The sequence below is a fragment of the Paraeggerthella hongkongensis genome, from assembly GCF_003726035.1.
GTDB lineage: Bacteria > Actinomycetota > Coriobacteriia > Coriobacteriales > Eggerthellaceae > Paraeggerthella > Paraeggerthella hongkongensis.
Map to the genome: position 1 here is coordinate 22142 of NZ_QICD01000012.1, position 18621 is coordinate 40762.

General features: G+C 64.1%; 16 protein-coding genes. 12 read left to right on the top strand and 4 right to left on the bottom strand.

What is annotated here, in order from left to right; genetic code table 11:
* Position 1: 1 nt before the first annotated feature.
* The 4 genes from prfA to DMP08_RS07250 all read left to right on the top strand — a co-directional run bounded on the left by prfA (position 2) and on the right by DMP08_RS07250 (position 3891).
* Positions 2-1075: a peptide chain release factor 1 gene (prfA, locus tag DMP08_RS07235; protein ID WP_211328409.1), complete on the top strand. Its 1074-nt coding sequence runs from the start codon at positions 2-4 to the stop codon at positions 1073-1075.
* A gap of 1 nt (position 1076) precedes the next feature.
* Complete coding sequence (locus tag DMP08_RS07240) at positions 1077-2072, top strand: N5-glutamine methyltransferase family protein (protein ID WP_123192262.1); 996 nt, start codon at positions 1077-1079, stop codon at positions 2070-2072.
* An 85-nt stretch (positions 2073-2157) separates the two neighbouring features.
* A complete protein-coding gene (locus DMP08_RS07245) occupies positions 2158-2991 on the top strand; it encodes a purine-nucleoside phosphorylase (protein WP_123192263.1) in 834 nt (277 codons plus the stop codon).
* A gap of 93 nt (positions 2992-3084) precedes the next feature.
* On the top strand, positions 3085-3891 hold the full coding sequence (locus DMP08_RS07250) for an MBL fold metallo-hydrolase (protein ID WP_123192264.1): 807 nt from the start codon (positions 3085-3087) through the stop codon (positions 3889-3891).
* Positions 3892-3963: 72 nt separating this feature from the next.
* Here the strand turns inward: DMP08_RS07250 and cysK are convergent, their stop codons facing one another.
* From cysK to DMP08_RS07265, 3 genes are all read right to left on the bottom strand, one after another.
* A complete protein-coding gene (gene cysK, locus DMP08_RS07255) occupies positions 3964-4896 on the bottom strand; it encodes a cysteine synthase A (protein ID WP_123192265.1) in 933 nt (310 codons plus the stop codon).
* Between the two features lie 79 nt (positions 4897-4975).
* On the bottom strand, positions 4976-5530 hold the full coding sequence (locus DMP08_RS07260; RefSeq protein WP_123192266.1) for a gamma carbonic anhydrase family protein: 555 nt from the start codon (positions 5528-5530) through the stop codon (positions 4976-4978).
* 713 nt (positions 5531-6243) lie between these two features.
* A complete protein-coding gene (locus DMP08_RS07265) occupies positions 6244-7161 on the bottom strand; it encodes a cysteine peptidase family C39 domain-containing protein (RefSeq protein ID WP_123192267.1) in 918 nt (305 codons plus the stop codon).
* Between the two features lie 657 nt (positions 7162-7818).
* Here DMP08_RS07265 and ilvD point away from each other — a divergent pair.
* The 6 genes from ilvD (at position 7819) to DMP08_RS07295 (ending at position 15340) form a co-directional block, all read left to right on the top strand.
* On the top strand, positions 7819-9492 hold the full coding sequence (gene ilvD, locus DMP08_RS07270; RefSeq protein WP_123192268.1) for a dihydroxy-acid dehydratase: 1674 nt from the start codon (positions 7819-7821) through the stop codon (positions 9490-9492).
* Positions 9489-11396, top strand: a complete 1908-nt coding sequence (ilvB, locus tag DMP08_RS07275) for a biosynthetic-type acetolactate synthase large subunit (RefSeq protein ID WP_123192269.1) — start codon at positions 9489-9491, stop codon at positions 11394-11396. The genes ilvD and ilvB overlap by 4 nt, the downstream gene beginning before the upstream one ends.
* Positions 11393-11878, top strand: a complete 486-nt coding sequence (ilvN, locus tag DMP08_RS07280; RefSeq protein ID WP_123192270.1) for an acetolactate synthase small subunit — start codon at positions 11393-11395, stop codon at positions 11876-11878. The genes ilvB and ilvN overlap by 4 nt, the downstream gene beginning before the upstream one ends.
* Positions 11879-11941: 63 nt before the next feature.
* Positions 11942-12937: a ketol-acid reductoisomerase gene (gene ilvC, locus DMP08_RS07285; protein ID WP_123192271.1), complete on the top strand. Its 996-nt coding sequence runs from the start codon at positions 11942-11944 to the stop codon at positions 12935-12937.
* Positions 12938-13468: 531 nt separating this feature from the next.
* A complete protein-coding gene (locus tag DMP08_RS07290; protein ID WP_123192303.1) occupies positions 13469-14767 on the top strand; it encodes a hypothetical protein in 1299 nt (432 codons plus the stop codon).
* 99 nt (positions 14768-14866) lie between these two features.
* On the top strand, positions 14867-15340 hold the full coding sequence (locus DMP08_RS07295; RefSeq protein WP_123192272.1) for a hypothetical protein: 474 nt from the start codon (positions 14867-14869) through the stop codon (positions 15338-15340).
* Between the two features lie 163 nt (positions 15341-15503).
* On the opposite strand, the gene DMP08_RS07300 is transcribed toward DMP08_RS07295, so the two are convergent.
* Complete coding sequence (locus DMP08_RS07300; RefSeq protein WP_114566958.1) at positions 15504-16289, bottom strand: enoyl-CoA hydratase/isomerase family protein; 786 nt, start codon at positions 16287-16289, stop codon at positions 15504-15506.
* Positions 16290-16803: 514 nt separating this feature from the next.
* Between DMP08_RS07300 and fixA the strand changes: the two genes are divergently transcribed.
* Both fixA and DMP08_RS07310 read left to right on the top strand, forming a co-directional pair.
* Positions 16804-17562: a putative electron transfer flavoprotein FixA gene (gene fixA / locus DMP08_RS07305; RefSeq protein WP_123192273.1), complete on the top strand. Its 759-nt coding sequence runs from the start codon at positions 16804-16806 to the stop codon at positions 17560-17562.
* A 48-nt stretch (positions 17563-17610) separates the two neighbouring features.
* Positions 17611-18495 (top strand): electron transfer flavoprotein subunit alpha/FixB family protein, encoded by an 885-nt coding sequence (locus tag DMP08_RS07310; protein ID WP_123192274.1) that lies wholly within the window; start codon positions 17611-17613, stop codon positions 18493-18495.
* The last annotated feature ends 126 nt before the right edge of the window (positions 18496-18621 follow it).

Below are 18621 nucleotides of genomic sequence, written 5' to 3' on the forward strand. Positions count from 1 at the left end.
CATGCAGGATACCGATATGCGCGAGAAGCTGGTCAAGATCATCGAGGCCTACGAGGACGTCCAGGTCAAGATGGGCGATCCGGCCGTTCTTGCTGATCAGAAGGAATACAACCGCCTGGCCAAGGAATACGCGAACCAGGGTCCCCTTGCAAAGAAGGCGCGCGAGTACGTGCAGGCGTCCGACGACTTGGCCGCAGCCAAGGAGATGCTTTCGGACCCCGACATGAAGGAGTTCGCGCAGGAGGAGATCGCCGAGATCGAAGCCAAGCTCCCTGCTCTTGAAGAGGACATCAAGTTCATGCTCATTCCGGCCGATCCGGCGGACGACAAGGACATCATCGTCGAGATCCGCGCGGCCGCGGGCGGCGACGAGGCCGCTATTTTCGCGGGCGACCTCTACAAGATGTACGAGCGCTTCGCGGCTGCGCAGGGCTGGAAGACCGAAACCATGGACGTGTCGGCTTCGGAGGCCGGCGGCTTCAAGGAGATCCAGTTCAAGGTCAAGGGCGACAAGGTGTACTCGGTCATGAAATTCGAGTCCGGCGTGCATCGCGTGCAGCGCGTTCCCAAGACCGAGAGCCAGGGTCGCATCCATACGTCCACGGCTACCGTGGCCGTTCTGCCCGAGGCCGACGAGGTCGAGGTCGACATCAACGAGAACGATCTTCGCATCGACGTGTATCGCGCCGGCGGCCCGGGCGGCCAGTGCGTGAACACCACCGACTCGGCCGTGCGCATCACGCACCTGCCGTCGGGCTTGGTGGTGCAGTCGCAGGATCAGAAGTCGCAGCTGCAGAACAAGATCGCCGCAATGGCCGTGCTGCGCGCGCGCCTGTACGAGAAGATGCTGGCCGAGCAGCAGGCCGCCGAAGGTGCCGAGCGCTTGGCTCAAATCGGCTCGGGCGATCGTTCCGAGAAGATCCGCACCTACAACGGGCCGCAGGACCGCGTGACCGATCACCGCATCGGCTTCAACGGCACGTACAACGGCGTGCTGCTCGGCGACGGCCTGGGCGACGTGATCACCGCGTTGCAGGCTGCCGATCGCGCGCAGAAGCTGGAAGCCGCGGTTTAGATTGAGCGACGTTTGGACCATCAAGGCCGCCCTTGATTGGACGGTCGGCTATCTGGAGCGCAAAGGCGACGAGAATCCGCGCATCTCCGCGCAATGGCTGCTGTCCGAGGCCACGGGTCTGAGCCGCATCGAGCTGTACGCGAACTTCGACCAGCCCTTGTCCCTGGACGAGCGCGACGTGCTGCGCGGTTTCGTGGCGCGTCGCGGCGCCGGAGAGCCCTTGCAGTACATCACCGGCGAGGTGGGGTTTCGCCATATCACCGTGCAGGTGCGCCCCGGGGTGCTCATCCCGCGTCCCGAAACCGAGGTGCTGGTGAGCGAGGCGCTGTCGCTCCTGCCGCCGGCGCCGAAGCGCGTCGCGGCCGATGCCTGGGCGGAAGAAGCGCTTGAAGGGGGCGCCGCCGTTCCGGATCCTGCCGACGATACTGCTTCCGAAGATGCGCCCGATGCGCAGGTTCCTGCTCCCGAGTTGCTGGTGGCCGATTTGTGCACGGGGTCGGGCTGCATCGCGTGCTCCATCGCGTTCGAGCATCCGCTTGCGCACGTGGTTGCCACGGACATCGTGCCTGAAGCCGTTGCGCTTGCCAGCGACAACGCGCGAGCGCTCGGTTTGGACGATCGGGTGGAGGTGCTTGCGGGCGATTTGGGGGAATGCGTTCCTTCTTGCATGATAGGCGCGCTTGACCTGGTGGTTTCCAATCCACCGTACGTGCCCACGGCGGTGTTGGCCGACATTCCGCGCGAGGTGGCCGACTTCGAGCCGGAGCTTGCCCTTGACGGCGGATCGGACGGCTTGGACGTGCTGCGCCGGCTGTTGCCGTGGTGCGGCGCTGCGCTCAAGCCTGGCGGCGCGTTCGCCTTCGAGCTGCACGAGGGACATTTGGACGAAGCGGCGGCTCTGGCGCGCGAAGCGGGCTTTCAGGATGTGCGCATCGTGCACGACCTGGCGCAACGTCCCCGCGTTTTAACCGCGCGCAAGGCGGATGCTTGCAGCTAGCTTACGGCGGCATGGTGGAACGCGGCGTGCGCATGCGGGGCGGCTGCTTCGCTATAATGGTGCGAAACCAAGGGAAGGGGTCGCCATGCTGGAGCGAAACGTTTTGGACGATAACCTTACGCTTTCGGCGTACACCATGCGAAAGCGCCTAGGCGATCGGCGTCCGCGCATCGGTTTGATTCTGGGTTCGGGCCTGAATCCGCTGGCCAACGAGATCGCCGATGCGGAGTTGATTCCCTACGTCGAGGTTCCGCGTATGAACACGAGCACGGCGGAAGGGCACATGGGCCGGTTCGTGTGCGGGACGCTGGGCGGGAAGTGCGTGCTGGCCATGCAGGGTCGGCTGCACGGCTACGAGGGGAATTCTTCGCAGGAAGTGGCGTATCCGGTATGGCTCATGCAGCGTCTGGGCGTCGATACGCTCATCATCACCAATGCCGTCGGCGCGCTCAACGTGAACTACCAGGTGGGCGATTTCTGCATCATGGCCGACCAGATCAACTTCACGGGGCGCAACCCCATTGCCGCGCCCGATCCTGCCAACCTGTCCGATAGGTTCTTCTCCATGTTCAACGCGTTCGATCCGCAGTTGCGCTCCATCGCCCATGATGTGGCGGCTGAACGGGGGATACGCGTGCAGGAAGGCGTGTATTTGGGCTTGCTCGGCCCAAGCTTCGAAACCCCGGCCGAGATTCGCATGTTCCGATCATGGGGGGCCGACACGGTTGCTATGAGCGTGTGCGAAGAGGTCATAGCCGCGCGGCATGTGGGCATGCGCGTATTGGGCGTGTCGCTTGTTTCGAACATGGGATGCGGCATCGGAGGCGCAAGCCCCACTGGCGTCGAGGTGCTCGATGTGGCGAAGACGCGCGAAGCCGATTTCGCGCGTCTGATCACGGGCGTGATCGAACAGTTGTAATAACAGCGAATCCGCGTGCGCCAAGTGCTTTGAAAGCTCGGCGGGGATCCCGTCGGGCAAGCGTTTGGCACGCCTATCGTTTGAAAGGAATCCATGGACTATCGGTTGAAGCTGCATGTGCTGGCAAGCGGCAGCTACGGAAACGCTGCCGTGATCGAGGACGCCGCTACGGGTGCGGGCGTGCTGGTTGATTGCGGCATCTGCAAGCGCGATTTCTTTGCGCGCGTCGACGAGGCGGGATTCGACCCGGCGAACCTTGCGGCCGTACTGATCACGCATGACCACGGCGATCATACGAAAGGTCTGGGGGTGGTGCTGCGCGGTTTGGCGAAGCAGGGCATTGCTCCTGCCGTGTACGTGAACAACGCCGTGCGCCTTGCGAGCAAGGAGATTCGCGCGCTCGAAGGAGCATGCGACCTGCGTGCTTTGGCGAACGGCGATGCGCTCTCGCTTGCGGGGATGAGCGTGCACGCGTTCGCCACCTCGCACGATGCAGCTGCGTCGTGCGGGTTTCGCTTCGAAAGCTCGGACGGCGATGCGCTGGGTTTTGCGACCGATACCGGTATCGTGACGGGCGAGGCGCACGAGGGCCTGTCCAACGTGCGCATTCTGGCGCTGGAAAGCAACCATGACGTGCGGATGCTGCAAGAGGGGCCGTACCCGTATCCGGTCAAGCGTCGCATCGGGTCCGACGTGGGTCACCTGTCGAACGTTCAGGCGGCCGACGAGCTGGACACGTTGCTGTGTGCACGGTTGGAGCAGGTGATCGCCATGCATATTTCGCAGAACAACAACACGTACCGTCTGCCCGAGGAGTCTTTGGCTTCGGTGGTGTCGCGCGCGTCTCACGGCGCGACCGTGCGGGCGGCGTACCAAGGGATGCTCGTGAGCGTAGGGTAGGCGGGTTCGTTCGCCGCAGCCGCCTTGCACCGGTGGGCGCGCGGCGGCTGCGGTTCGATTGCTTCGCGCGGCTTACTCGCCGTCGAACAGTTCGGTGGAGAAGTAGCGCTCGCCCGTGTCGGGAAGAAGCGTGACCACGGTCTTGCCGGCACCGAGCTTGCGGGCAAGACGGCGCGCAGCAGCTACGTTCGTGCCCGACGATACGCCGCAGAGCAGACCTTCCTTGCGGGCAAGGGCGCGAGCGGTGTCGAGGGCTTCTTCGTCCGAGATGATGCAGATGTCGTCGTAGATCTCCTGATCGAGAATGGCGGGGATCAAGCCGTCGCCGATGCCCATCTGCAGGTGCGTGCCGATGCCGCCTCCGGAAAGAATAGCGGCGTTTTCGGGTTCGACCGCCCATATTTCCACGTCAGGGTACAGACGCTTGAGGATCTGCCCGACGCCGGAGATGGTTCCGCCCGTGCCGATGCCGGAGCAAAAGCCGTGAATGGGGCCTTCGACGTCCTCGACGATCTCGAGCGCGGTGTGGTACTTGTGGGCGAACAGATTGTCCTCGTTCTCGAACTGCTGGGGAACGTAGACGCGCGGGTCCTCTGCCGCCATGCGCTCGGCGGTTGCGATGCATTCGGCAATGCATTTGCCGATGTCCCCGTCGTCGTGCACGATGATCACGTCGGCTCCGTAGTGGCGTACGAGCTTGCGGCGCTCGACGGACACGGAGTCGGGCATGATGATGCGGGCGGCGTACCCCTTGACGGCGCACACGAGCGCAAGCCCGATGCCCTGGTTGCCGCTCGTGGGCTCCACGATGATGCTGTCGGGTTTCAGCTGACCGCGCTTTTCGGCCTGGTCGATCATCTGCCAGGCAGTGCGGGTCTTGACCGAGCCTCCTACGTTCACGCCCTCGTACTTTGCGAGGATCTGAGCGGATCCTTCTTCGGAAAGGCTGTTCAAGCGAATAAGGGGCGTGCGCCCCATGGCGTCAAGCACGTTGTCGTAGATCACGATGGTTCCTCGATCATGGTTCGGGTTCGTATGCGGTAAGCGTCCATTGTACCATTGCGCGTTTGCGCGCATACGGAATCTACTTGACGGCGATGGCCATGATATCGCGAGGAAGGTTCGCTCCCTCGTAGATGATGCCGTTTTCCACGAGGTCTTTGCCGATGGCGACGTAGCCTTCAGCGTCGACGCGGTTTTGCGCGATTTCGTCGTCGGTGAGGGGGCGCCGCACTTTTGCGGGCGATCCCATGACCAGCATGCCGTCGGGAATCTGAGTTCCGCTGGTGACGAGGGAACCGGCGCCTACGATGCAGTTCGATCCGACGTTCGCTCCGTCCATGATGATGGAACCCATGCCGACCAACGTGTTGTCGCCGATGGTGCAGCCGTGCACGATGGCTCCGTGGCCGACGGTCACGCCGGAGCCGATGACGCAGTCGCTTGCGGCGCCTAGGTGCACGCAGCAGTTTTCCTGGACGCTGGTTCCCTCGCCGATGACGATCTTCGATCCGTAGTCGCCGCGCAGCGTGGCGTTGAACAGGATGACGGCGTCTTTGTCGACGGATACGTTGCCGATGAGGGTGGCGTTGGGCGCGATGCGCGCTTCGGGATGAATCTCGAGTTGACGGTAGTCCATGCGGGCCTCCTTGTGACGGGCCGTTCGCGCGGTGGGCGCTCGACCTCGCTGCTTCGTGTTCGCAGTTTATTATAGGAAGGGGATTGCTGCGTTTCGAGGGGGATCGCGGTTGAATGCGGCGGGCGGGACCCTCAAACCAGAGGAAGTGTGAGAAGGCGGGCGCGAGAGCTCGCGTGGGGAGCGGGCGCCTCGACGCTCGGTTGCGTGTGGGTGCGAGGCGGGGCGCGGAAGCTTCCGGGCGCTCGGTTGCATGCGGGCGTGTGGGAGGATGCGGAAGCCCCTGGCGTGCGGTCTTGCGCGGGGGATTGCGCGCGGGCGCGTCCGAACGTGCGATTGGACGCGGGCGCGGAGCGTAGAACCCTCGTGCTGTCAAAACTAACGAGTTTTGCGGCGGTTTTCGCTCTACGGAAGAGGTTTCGCGAGACTACGATTTCTATTTGACCAGGTCATAAGGCTGTGCTCTCCCTTTATCCTGGTTTGAGGACCAGCAAAACTCTTCCGTTTTGACAGGAATGCCCCGATGAGCCGATATTCGCGCGCCGACGGCCGGCAGCGCACATGCCCGACGGCCGGACTCGCACATACGCTGACGGACGGACTCGCGCATACGCCGACGGCTGGACGTGCGCATACGCCGTCGCGCGCGGTCAGGTACATGCCCTAGGCACGCGCCCTGTCGTCGGTCGTCCTGCTGCGCCGCGACGCCCGTCCGCCTACGACGATGCGGGCTTGGAGGCGGGCGCAGCCTGGTAGGACCAGAGCGCGTTCGCTCGGCGCACCACGTCGTTGAAGGATCGACTGTGGACGGCGCGGTCGCGGCGCTTCGGGTCGTTCACCACCAGCATGCCGTGCCGATCGATGTCGACCAGCACGACGTAGGACGGCTTGCTGGCGGAGGAATCGCTGTCGAGCGATGCGATCACGGGGCGCCCCGCGGTGACTTCTTTCCTGATGGCAAGCTCGCTCGGCTCCACCGAGTTTACCTGCAGCCCCAGTTGACGCGCGCCTTCCGTAAGCAGGCCGTCGGGGTTTTCGACGTAGCCGTTGCTGCGCGCGAAAGCCGCCACGACGGACGGTCCCATGTCGGTGTCTCCCGTGATGCCGATGCGCGCCATGGCCAAGCACAGGGGCGCGCCGCCTGACGAGCCGATGGTGCCCGATCCGTAAGGATCGGATGACCAGGCGGGATCGTTCTGGAAGAGCGCGGGGGCAGAGGCTTTCTTCCAAGCAGGCGCGGTGCTGTTTCCGGCAGCGTCGACGCTTTGGTTGGGCGTGGATTGGACAGCTGGGATGCCGTCGGTCTCAGGCGATGCGGCGATTCCGCGGGAAACGAGCGTGCCTCCGATCGTGCCCACGGCCCCTACTGCGACAATCGCGAAGATGGCCGAGAGTATCCGCATCGAGGCCGTTCCCGCAGATGCCGGGCGATTGCCGCGGTGCAGGTCGGGCGCGGCGGGACGCACGGCGGCGAAGGGGTCGCGCGTCTCGTCGATGGAAGGCCGTTGCGGCGAGACGTCGAAGCGGATGCCGTGCGTTCGGTTGGGGAGGTGTCGCTCGCTTTGCGGCAAGCCGACGTGGGGCTGCGGCCCAGTGCCCTGAAGCGGAATGCCGGGTAGGTTTCGGTTCGTCACAACGTCTCCTCCTTTCGCGGCCAGACGATCCATGGCGGGCGTGCGGCGCGCCCCGCATTGGCTTCGGAATGCTTGCGTAAAAGGCAAGTGTACGGTTTTGGCGCTTTTCGCTGCGTTTGCCGGCAAAACCGTTGCCCGGTTCTGACTGACTGGTTGACGGATTGTCATCTTGGGCATGCATGGTGCGTTCTGGCGCTGAAGCGAAACACGACTGTTTTCGGCGTTGACTCTCGGTCCTGTCCGTCTCATTTCCGAGTTGCCCCGTGTGAATTTCCTGCGTGGGCCGCGCACCTGTCGAAGTTTCGCTTGTGCGCGCGGCAAGCTGGGGTATACTGGCCTGCAACAACTTCATAGAACGAAATGCGTTGACGAGGACAGTAGGGACGAACCCATCTTCAGAGAGCCGGCGGATGCTGCGAGCCGGTGGTGGGCGGCCTGAACGCCACCTCCGAGCAGTTCGGTTCGAACGTTGCGCGGGCCACCCGGACGATCTTCGGGAACCCGCGGGCAAGTAGGCTGAACCGGCGACTCCGTTATCAGTCCGATTGAGATAGGCCGCGCGTCTTCGTCGCGTCGTATCCGTTTTCCTTCTGAGGTCCTGGTGCAGCTTACGTGCAACAGGATTTTTTTATGGTCGGACTCGAAGGAAGGAGCCAGATGCAGCTGAGAAGCGAAGCCGTCACCGCCGGCGTTGCCCGCGCGCCGCACCGCAGCCTGCTCAAGGCGGACGGCATCACCGACGAGGAGCTGAAACGCCCGCTCGTTGCGGTGTTCAACTCCCGAAACGACATCATCCCCGGACACAACAACCTGGACAAGATCGCCGAGGCCGTCAAAGCCGGCATCTACATGGCGGGCGGCGTGCCGTTCGAGCTCTCGACCATCGGCGTGTGCGACGGCATCGCCATGAACCACGACGGCATGCATTACTCGCTCGTGTCGCGCGAGGTTATCGCCGACAGCTTGGAATGCGCCGTGCAGGGCCACGCCTTCGATGCGCTCGTATGCATCCCCAACTGCGACAAGATCGTGCCGGGCATGCTGCTGGGCGCCCTGCGCGTGAACATCCCCACGGTGTTCGTGTCCGGCGGCCCCATGCTGGCCGGAAAGCGACCCGGCGGCTGCGGTCCCTCCACCGACCTCAACACGCTGTTCGACGGCGCGGCCGCCGTTCAACAGGGATCCATGACGGCAGAAGAACTCAAGCGCTACGAGGATACGGCGTGCCCTACGTGCGGCAGCTGCTCAGGTTTGTTCACGGCGAACTCCATGAACTGCCTGTGCGAAGCCCTTGGCATCGCTTTGCCGGGCAACGGTACGGTGCCGGCGGTCTATTCCGAGCGCATTCGCCTGGCAAAGCACGCCGGTATGAAGGTGATGGAGTTGCTGGAGCAGGGCGTATGCATGCGCGACATCGTGAACGCCGCCGCCGTGCACAACGCTATGGAGTGCGATATGGCGTTCGGCGGCTCTACGAACACGGTGCTGCATCTGACGGCCGTCGCGCGCGAGGCGGGGTGCCCTATCACGATGGACGACTGGGATGCCGCAAGCGCGCGCACGCCGCATCTGGTGAAGCTGCAGCCTTCGGGCCCGCGCCCGCTCAGCGACCTGTACGAGGTGGGCGGCGTGCCGGTGGTCATGCACGAACTGGCGAAGCTCGGGCTGCTCGATCACACGGCTGTGACGTGCATGGGGCCGATGGACGACTATCTGGCGTCGTGCACGAAGCCGGCCGATGGCGAGGTGTGCCGCGCGCACGACAACCCGTTCTCGCCGGTGGGCGCGCTTCGGGTGCTGCATGGCAACATCGCGCCCGACGGGGCCGTTGTCAAGAAGTCGGCGGTCGATCCGTCCATGATGAAGCATACGGGTCCGGCGCGCTGCTTCGACAGCGAGGAGGCGGCCTGCGCGGCAATCTACGCGGGCGAGATCGTTTCGGGCGACGTCGTGGTCATTCGCTACGAGGGCCCCAAGGGCGGCCCGGGCATGCGCGAGATGCTCACGCCTACGTCGGCCATATCGGGGATGGGCTTGTCCACAAGCGTTGCGCTCATCACCGACGGACGCTTCTCGGGCGCAACGAAGGGCCCGGCCGTCGGACACGTGAGCCCCGAGGCGGCCGCGGGCGGGCCCATCGCGCTCGTCGAGGAAGGCGATCGGGTGACGGTGGACATCGAAGGAGGCGCGCTCACCCTGCACGTGAGCGACGACGAGCTCTCCCGGCGTCGCGAGGCGTTTCGCCTTCCCGCGCCGAAACACGATCATGGCGTGCTCGCGAAATACGCGAAGCTCGTTTCATCTGCAGACAAGGGGGCGTACGTCTCATGAGCGAACGAATTGAAGAACGAGATGCGGGCGAGCCTGCCGCGTGCGGCGCGGCGGGTCGGCAGAAAGCGTCGGCGCCGCGGGCGGCCAGCGCGGCTGCGGTGGGCGCTCCGCGCGGGCTGGGAAGCGGCACCGCCAAGCAAGGATCCACGATGATCGCGGCGGAAGCGGTGATCGCCTCCCTTGAGGCCGAGGGCGTGGACGTGGTGTTCGGCTATCCGGGCGGTCAGGCCATCAAGATGTACGATGCGCTGTACGATTCCCAGCAGATCACGCACGTGCTGTCCCGGCACGAACAGGGCGCGGTGCACGAGGCGGACGGGTACGCCCGCGCCACGGGAAACGTGGGCGTGGTCATCGTGACCAGCGGACCGGGCGCCACCAACACGGTCACGGGCATTGCGACGGCCTACATGGACAGCGTGCCGCTCGTGGTCATCACGGGCCAGGTGCCGCGCGGCGTGATCGGCACGGACTCGTTCCAGGAATCGGACATCGTGGGCATTTCCATGCCGGTGGTCAAGCACAGCTACCTGCTGCAATCGACCGACGAGCTGACCCGGACGTTTCGCGAGGCATTCCATATCGCCAAGACCGGCCGCCCCGGCCCGGTTCTCATCGACGTGCCGAGCGACCTTGCGTCCGAGAGCATGGTGTTCGCGTATCCCGATGACGTGAACCTGCCGTCTTACAAGCCCACGTATCGCGGCAACGCCAAGCAGATCAAGCAAGCCGTGGCCCGCATCAAGCAGGCCGAGCGCCCCGTGCTGTACGTGGGCGGCGGCATCGTGTCGTCCGGCGCTGCCGACGAGCTGATCCGCTTGGCCGAGCTCATGCAGATCCCCGCGGTCACCACGCTCATGGGCAAAGGGGCGTTTCCCGCCTCGCACGAGCTCAACCTGGGGCCGGTGGGCATGCACGGCTCCAAGTACGCGAACCTGGCCATGACGGAGAGCGACCTGATCATCGCCGCGGGGGCTCGCTTCTCGGACCGTGTGACGGGCAAACTGGACGAGTTCGCGCCCCACGCCGACGTGATCCATATCGACATCGACCCCGCCGAGATCGGCAAGGTCCGCGAGGTGCAGATCCCCATCGTGGGCGACCTCAAGGGCGTTTTGGGCGGCATCGTGGCGGCGCTTGAGAAGGAGAACGCGCAGCCTGCGACAAGCGATTGGGTCGAGAGGATATCGGCGTGGCGCTCGCGTTACCCGTTCTACCATCCTGACCTGGGGGACAGTCCCGAGGAGATCGTGCCCGAGGTGGTCATGCGAAAGCTGTCGGGCCTGCTTGATCCGCAGAACAGCATCGTGGTCACCGAAGTGGGCCAGCATCAGATGTGGGCGGCTCAGAGCATCGATCGCGAAGCGCCGCGCACGTTCTTGTCGTCGGGCGGTTTGGGCACGATGGGATTCGGTTTCCCGGCGGCCATCGGCGCGGCCATCGGTTGTCCTGAAAAGCGCGTGGTGTGCGTGGCCGGCGACGGGTCGTTCCAGATGAACAGCCAGGAAATGGCCACGGCCGCCGTGCATGGCACGCCGGTGAAGGTGCTCATCATGGACAATCGCTGCCTGGGCATGGTGCACCAGTGGCAGCGGCTGTTCTACGAGGGCCGCTACTCCGCTACGCTGCTGGACGCCACGCCCGATTTCGTGAAGCTGGCCGACGCCTACGGTTGGCAGGGCGAGCGCGTGGAGCATCCCGATCAGCTGGACGCAGCGCTTGCGCGCATGCTGGAGGCGCCGGGCCCCTATTTGCTTGACGTGGCTATTTCGCGCGATCAGAACGTGTACCCCATGGTAGCGCCGGGCCGCGCGCTCGACGAGGTCATGGGGGCGATCGACGTGGCGGTGGGCGCCGTGCGCATCGACGTGCCCGCAGCCGGGCAGAAAGGGGAGGGACGATGAGGCATATCCTATCCGTTCTGGTGGAGAACAAGCCCGGCGTGCTCTCGCGCGTGACGGGGCTCATCTCGCGGCGCGGCTTCAACATCGAGTCGCTGTCCGTCGGTCCCACCGAAGATCCCACCATGTCGCGCGTGACGGCCATCGTCAAGGCCGACGAGGTTGCGTTCGAGCAGATCACCAAGCAGCTTCATAAGCTGATCAGCGTGCATAAGATCACTGACCTCACCAACGACGCCGCCATCGAGCGCGAGCTGGTGATGTTCAAGGTGAACGCATCGCCCGAACGGCGCAGCGAGATCATCGAGATAGCCAACGTCTTCCGCGCGAAGATCGTCGATGTGGGAAAAAGCTCGCTTACCATCGAGGCTACCGGCGACGAGAACAAGCTCAAGGGCATGGAAGACCTTTTCCGCGCCTACGGCATCAAGGAGATCATCCGCACCGGCAAGATAGCCATGTCCCGAAACAGCAAGGACGTGTAGCTTCCCGCGGCTTTTCCGAAAGTCCAAGCAAGGTACCATCAGCCAATAGAAAGGAAAACGAACATGGCTGTTACGATCTATCACGAGAACGACGCGAACCCGCAGCTCATCCAGGACAAGAAGATCGCCATCATCGGCTATGGAAGCCAGGGTCACGCCCATGCGCTGAACCTGGTCGATTCCGGATGCGACGTGCGCATCGGGTTGCGCGAGGATTCTCGTTCGCGCGGAAAGGCCGTCGCGGCGGGCTTGCAGGTGATGAGCGTGGCCGAGGCGGCCGAAGAGGCCGATCTCATCATGATCCTCACGCCCGACGAGACCCAGGCGGCTACGTACGAGGCCGAGATCGCACCGCATCTCAAGGCGGGGGACACCCTGGCGTTCGCGCACGGCTTCAACGTGCATTACGGCTACATCACGCCGCCCCAGGACGTCGACGTGATCATGATCGCGCCGAAGGGCCCGGGCCATATGGTGCGCCGCGTGTTCACCGAAGGGGCGGGCGTGCCGTGCCTCATCTGCGTGCACCAGGATGCGTCGGGGCGCGCCAAGGACGTGGCGCTGTCGTATGCGTGGGGCATCGGCGGAGCGCGCGCCGGCGTGGTGGAGACGACGTTCAAGAACGAGACGGAGACCGATCTGTTCGGCGAGCAGGCCGTGCTTTGCGGCGGCGTGACGGCGCTCATCAACGCCGGCTTCGAAACGCTCGTGGAGGCGGGCTATCCGCCCGAGATGGCGTACTTCGAATGCTTCCATGAGATGAAGCTCATCGTGGACCTCATGTACGAAGGCGGCATGTCCAACATGCGCTACTCCATCTCGAACACGGCCGAGTACGGCGATTACTATGCCGGGCCGCAGGTCATCGGCGACGAGGCGAAGGCCGCGATGAAGGACATCCTCGCGCGCATCCAGGACGGCAGCTTCGCGCACGAGTTCATGGAAGACTCCAAGAACGGTCAGAAGTGGCTGCAGGAGCAGCGCATGGAGCATGGCAACGCTCCGATCGAGGAAGTGGGCGTGGGCATTCGCTCGATGTTCAGATTCGCCCGCCACTAACCGGGGCGCTACGCGTGCCAGGGAGGGCGTAGCTTTTCATGTGAGGACGCGAAACGCGGGCGGTGCAGGCGCGAGCTTGCGCCGCCCGCCTGCGTTTGGCGGCGTGCGCTCTTGCGGAGCGGGCGCGTCTGGTCGGGCATCGTCGGGTAAGTTCCCCGATTTGCGATCAGGCGCGCAGGCGGATCTCCGTTGCCTGCGTGCGATTTCTCGCGATCGGCGGCGTGCGTTCGCACGCGGCGCCGCATGCCCTCAACCGGTCGCGCCTGGGCGAATTGCGCCCGATGGGTCCTGTTCGCTCGGCGGTTCTCGATTGCGCAGCGAACAGGGCGTTCGCTGGCTGATTTTCCCTTTGGGGTTGTTGGGCGAGCCTCCGTGTGCGCACATGGGCAGCCTGTATCGTATCATCCCCGTTCAGAGCTTTGTTCTGATGCGATGAACGTCGAAATGCGCTCTTGCGTGTCGCATGGCCGGCCTTTCGTCGTTTCCGTGGCGTTGCTTGTTCGCCCTTGTGCTCGATCGTACACTGCTGATATGAATTCGGCTATCGAAGATATCGAGCGCGTTGCGATGACGTGCATGCGGCGCATGCGCGTCTGGGTTGCCCGTCCGTTCGACAGTTGGTATCGGTGGGGGATTCCCGTGCTTCTGTTCGCAGCGTTTTGCGCCGCGCTGCCCGCCTGGGTCGGCCTGATCTTGTTCCTGCCGCTTGCGGTTGCGTTTTCGCTGAAGACGGCATGCGCTATGCGGCGCATTCATAACTTGGAACTTGTCGACGTCGTGGAGCGCAACGGGGTGGACGAGCTTGACACCGACCGCGATCGCGTGCAGCGAGCGTTGGTCCTCAGTTGCGGCTCCATCGTAGCGGCGGCGGTATTCGCGCTGGTCGTTCGCGCGGTGCTCTCGCTTTTCCCGGATGTGGCGATTCCTTCCACGCTTGCCACGTACCTGGCGTTCGCCGCGGTGCTCATGGGCGGGTTCTTGCTGCTCTACTTTCTTGCGCTGCGTTTCGACGGAGCCTTTTTGCGCGGTATGGCCAGCGTGTCCGTCACGTTGCCGGCGTTCTTCATCATCGTGGCCGTTGCCAGCATGCTGCTTTCCTGGGTCATGTCCGTTGTGCAGGATTGGGGCCTGTCCGCCGAAACCATGCTGGCAGGCGGGTTTTCCTGGCTGTACCAGGTTCAAAGCGTTCTGAAGGTGGCTACCGACTACTTCTTGCAGCAGGATCCGCTGATCGTGGGCGCATCGATCGTGTTCGCGGCGTTTTTGCTGCTGCTGTACACCTATACGGTTCCCCAATACTGGATGGGCAGCGTTCGCTGGTGGCTCAAGGGAATGGGGCTGGCGGCGGCGGTGCTCTCGGGCGCGGCCATCGTGTTTGCGGGGGTGTGGGTGTCCGACGTGCAGCAATGGGTTGCCTCGAGCGAAGGCCGCGCGCTGGACGCGAGTCTTTTGGGAAGCCAGGCTGCGGCGCTCTCAAGCTATCGGCGCGAGGACATGATCGCGCTCGTTCGGGCGCTGGTGCTGCCCTATACGGTGGGCGTGTTCGTGGCGAACGCGGTGCTCGCGTGGCGAAGGGCCGTGGCGAAAGAAAGAAGCGACGCGATCCTCGATGGGCTCGCCGAATCGGGGTCCTTCGACGAGCAGGAGATTCCCCAGATAAGAAAACGCTACCTGTACTATTGCGGCAGTCGAGTGCTGTGGGACATCGCGATGCGATCCATCGGCCGCGACGTGCCTTTGCCCCATCCGTTCGCCCCGCGCAAGCTGACGCTCAAAGAGCGTCTCACGGGCGAGCTTGACGATGTCGCCGGACGCGGAACGGCCTCGTAGCAGCCTTCTTGCGAACGAAATGCTTCGCTCGCTTGATTTCGGTCGCAGCCGTTGAAGCTCGGTGTTACCATAGGTCGCATTGAGATAAAGGGGGCTGCTATGAAGGAGAAAACGTTCGGGAAGCTGTGCGCGTGCGCGTGCGCAACGGCGCTCGCCGTTTCGGTGATGGCCGGATGCACGGGCGCGCAGGAAGCTTCGCAGGAGCCGCCGTCGCTGGTCAACGGCGTGACCGACCAGCAGGAGATCGTGTACTGCCTGTACTTCGGGCTGTATGACAAGGATGCTGGCAAGCAGGTGCTTACGATGGACGAGGCGAAGGACATTCTCATCCCGCTGTTCGTCGAAGCAGGGTCGGGCTACACGGTGTACGAGGCCGAAGGCGGCTACGCCGCTGAAGACGGCGCCATCATCCAAAACGATACGCTCGTGTTCGATAGCGTGCACGGAAGCGACCAAGCGGTGATCGGCCTTATCGAAAAGGCAAAAGCGGCCCTGAACGTCGAGAGCGTTTACTGCGAATCGAAGGCCGTCGGGTACAAGATGTACGGCGGCGTGATGTCTGCCGTGGAGTAAGCTGACGGCGTGGAGCGACGCGGCAAGGGTGGGGCGGAGAAGCGTCTTCCTTGCCGCGTCGGTGTTCCGTTCTCCAACGAAGCGTGCCCGGGCTGCGCAGCCCGGGCACGTGGCGGATGGCCGCGCGAATGCCCGCGCGGACCGAGTGGGATTGAAAAAAGAGTTACTTGCCCTGCCAAACCGGCGTGCGCTTCTCGACGAACGCGGCCGGCCCTTCGATGCCGTCGGCGGTCTTCTCCAGGAAGCGGTACGCTGCGTCGGAGTAGCGCATGGCATCCTCTTCGGACATCTGGTCGGCGGCGTGCACGATGTTCTTGGTCCACTTGAGGGCGAGAGGGGCGTTCTTCAGGCACTCTTCGGCCAGCGCGATAGCGCGGTCCATGACCTCTTCGGCCGGCACGACGTAGTTGATCAGGCCGAGAGCCTTGGCCTCGGGAGCCTTGATCTTCTTGCCGGTCAGCAGAAGCTCCATGCAATCCTTGCGGTTGATATCGCGTGCCAGGCGCACGATGCCGCCCGTGGAGGCGATGATGCCCAAGCCGACCTCGGTGCAGCCGAACTTGGCGTTCTCGGCGGCAACCACCATGTCGCAGGACAGGGCGATTTCCATGCCGCCGCCAGCTGCGGAGCCGTTGCATGCGGCGATGACGGGCTTGGAGCACAGGCGCGCGGTCAGGCCGCCGAAGCCGTGCTCGGTCACGGTCTGGCACTCGCCGCCTTCGCTCAGCTCGGAAAGGTCCTCGCCCGCGCAGAACACCTTGCCCGTGCCGGTGACGATGATCGCGCGCACGGCGGGATCGGTCTCGGCGTTGTTCATGATGTTCTCCATGGCCTTGGAGGTGACGCCGTTAAGGGCGTTCGCCACGTCGGGGCGGTTGATGCGGATGATCAGCAGACCGTCCTCGCGAAGTTCGGATACGACGGTGTCGGTACCATAGTAATCTGCCATTGCTCCTCCTTGACTGGTTGCGATTTCGCGCGAAGCCGCGCGTGGCGCCGAGCGATGTTCCGCACGTGATTCGGCTCGATTGCAGCGTGCCGCCGTCGTGTTTTGCTCGCTCGAACAACTGCCCTGAATACTAGCGATCGCAGCTATGCCGTTGCATCGCAAGGCGCATGGTAATTCGGCGATACTTAAAAATCGGTGCATCGCAAAAAAAGTAGTAGGGATACGTAATGATGCCATTGATCAGGGGCTATGAAACGCGTTTGCGCAGTGCTTCCCGCGGCGGGGGCGCGGTGTTGCGCCGTGGCGCCGCGCGGGCGATGGAGCCTGCGCGGACGGGCGCGCAGGCATAGTCAAATTGTAAGTAATGATGCTTTCACGGCGATCTTGCGATGACGCCGCGCGGCGAGCGGTGCAAACTGCTCTCAACGCGCCGAATCCGCCGCATGTTCCCCTCGAAGGCGGCGGATCGCGTCCGAACGCTTTACAAAGGCAAACGAGAAGGGAAAGGTACAGGATGAAAATCGTTGCTGCTTTCAAGGTGGTTCCCGACGATCAGGACATCCAGGTGTCCGCGGACGGCTCCCTGGATTATTCCAAGGCCAAGGGCATCGTGTCCACGTACGATCTGAACGCCCTCGAGGCGGCCGCCCAGCTGGCTGCGGCCAACGACGGTTCCACGGTGGTCGCGATGACGGCGGGCCCCGCTTCCATCGACGACTCCAAGCTGAAGAAGAACGTGCTGGCTCGCGGCGTGGACGAGCTGTTCATGGCCGCCGACGACGCGTACGCGAACATGGACGCCCGCGCAACGGCGGAGGCGCTGGCCGCACTGGTCGGCAAGGTGGGCGCGTTCGACCTCATCCTGTGCGGCGACGGCTCCGCTGACAACTATGCGCAGCAGGTTGACGTGCAGTTGGCCGCGAAGCTGGGCCTTCCCGTGGTGAACGGCGCCACGAAGATCGAGGCGCAGGGCTTGTCGCTCATCGTCGAGCGCACGCTCGAGGACGTCGTCGAAACCGTCGAGGTGCCCCTGCCCGTCGTTGTGTCCGTGTCGCCCGATATCGCGCTGCCCCGCATTCCCGGCATGAAGGACATCCTGGCCGCCGGCAAGAAGCCGATGAACGTGGCCGGTGCCGAGGCGGCTGTCGACGGCGCTATCGACGTTGTCTCCTGCAAGGCTCCCGATCAGGCCGACCGCAAGCTCGAGATCCTCGACGCTTCGGCTGATGGCGCGATCGAGCAGTTCGCTGCAGCCCTCAAGGCCGCCCTGTAGGTTCCGTCTTCCGATAATCCGCTGTCTGAGAGAAAGGCTAGCATACCCATGAAAGCACTTGTTATTGCCGAGCGCGCCGACGCTGCCCGCGAGCTTGCCGCCGGAGCCCGCACCATGGCCGATGAGGTCGTCCTCGTTTCCTTTGGCGATGCGCCCGCTGCCGTTGCCGACAAAGTGGCGAAGGTGTCCGTACCCGAAGGCTCCGTTTTGGACGACGCCGCCGATACCGTGATCGCCGTGCTCGACGCCGAGCAGCCGAGCGTCGTGCTGGTCGAGCCCACGCGTCACATGAAGACGATCGCTGGCCGCCTGGCCGCGCATGCGGGCGCCGCCGTTATCACCGACGTCATGGAATTCGCCGCTGACGGCGCGAAGAGCCTGTACTTCGGCGGCGTGGCCGAGCGCGTGCAGAAGGCTGCGGGCGACGTGGCCATCTACACGGTTTCCGCTGGCGCGTTCGAAGGCGCCGAGGCAAGCGGCGCGAACGCGGTCGAGGACGTGGCCTGGGTTGCCCCGGCCAATCCGGTGAAGCTCGTGTCCTCCAAGCCCATCGAAAAGAGCGGCGTTGACCTGGGCAAGGCTGACGTGGTCGTGGCTGCGGGCCGTGGCTTCGCGGAGGAGTCCGAGCTTGACTTGGCTCGCGCGCTGTGCGAAAAGCTGGGCGCCGGCCTGGGTTGCTCGCGTCCGCTGACCGAGGGCGTGGACTGGCTTCCCACCGAGACCTACGTTGGCGTGTCCGGCCTCATGCTGTCGCCGAAGGTCTACGTGGCTTGTGGCATTTCCGGCCAGATGCAGCACATGGTGGGCTGCAATCGCGCCGGCACGATGTTCGCCATCAACAAGGACAAGAACGCGCCGGTCTTCAAGCAGTGCGACTTCGGCCTGGTGGGCGACATCAAGGATGTGCTGCCGGCTTTGACGGCAGTGCTGTAGAAAGCTTCGATCTGCGGGAGGGCTCATGGAGGCCTCCCGCTTCAAGAAGCTCGAACCTTGCTGGTCAGGCGAGCGAGCGGGCTTTTGCGGTGAAGCTGGTGTGTTGTTGATTTTCATAAGACGAGA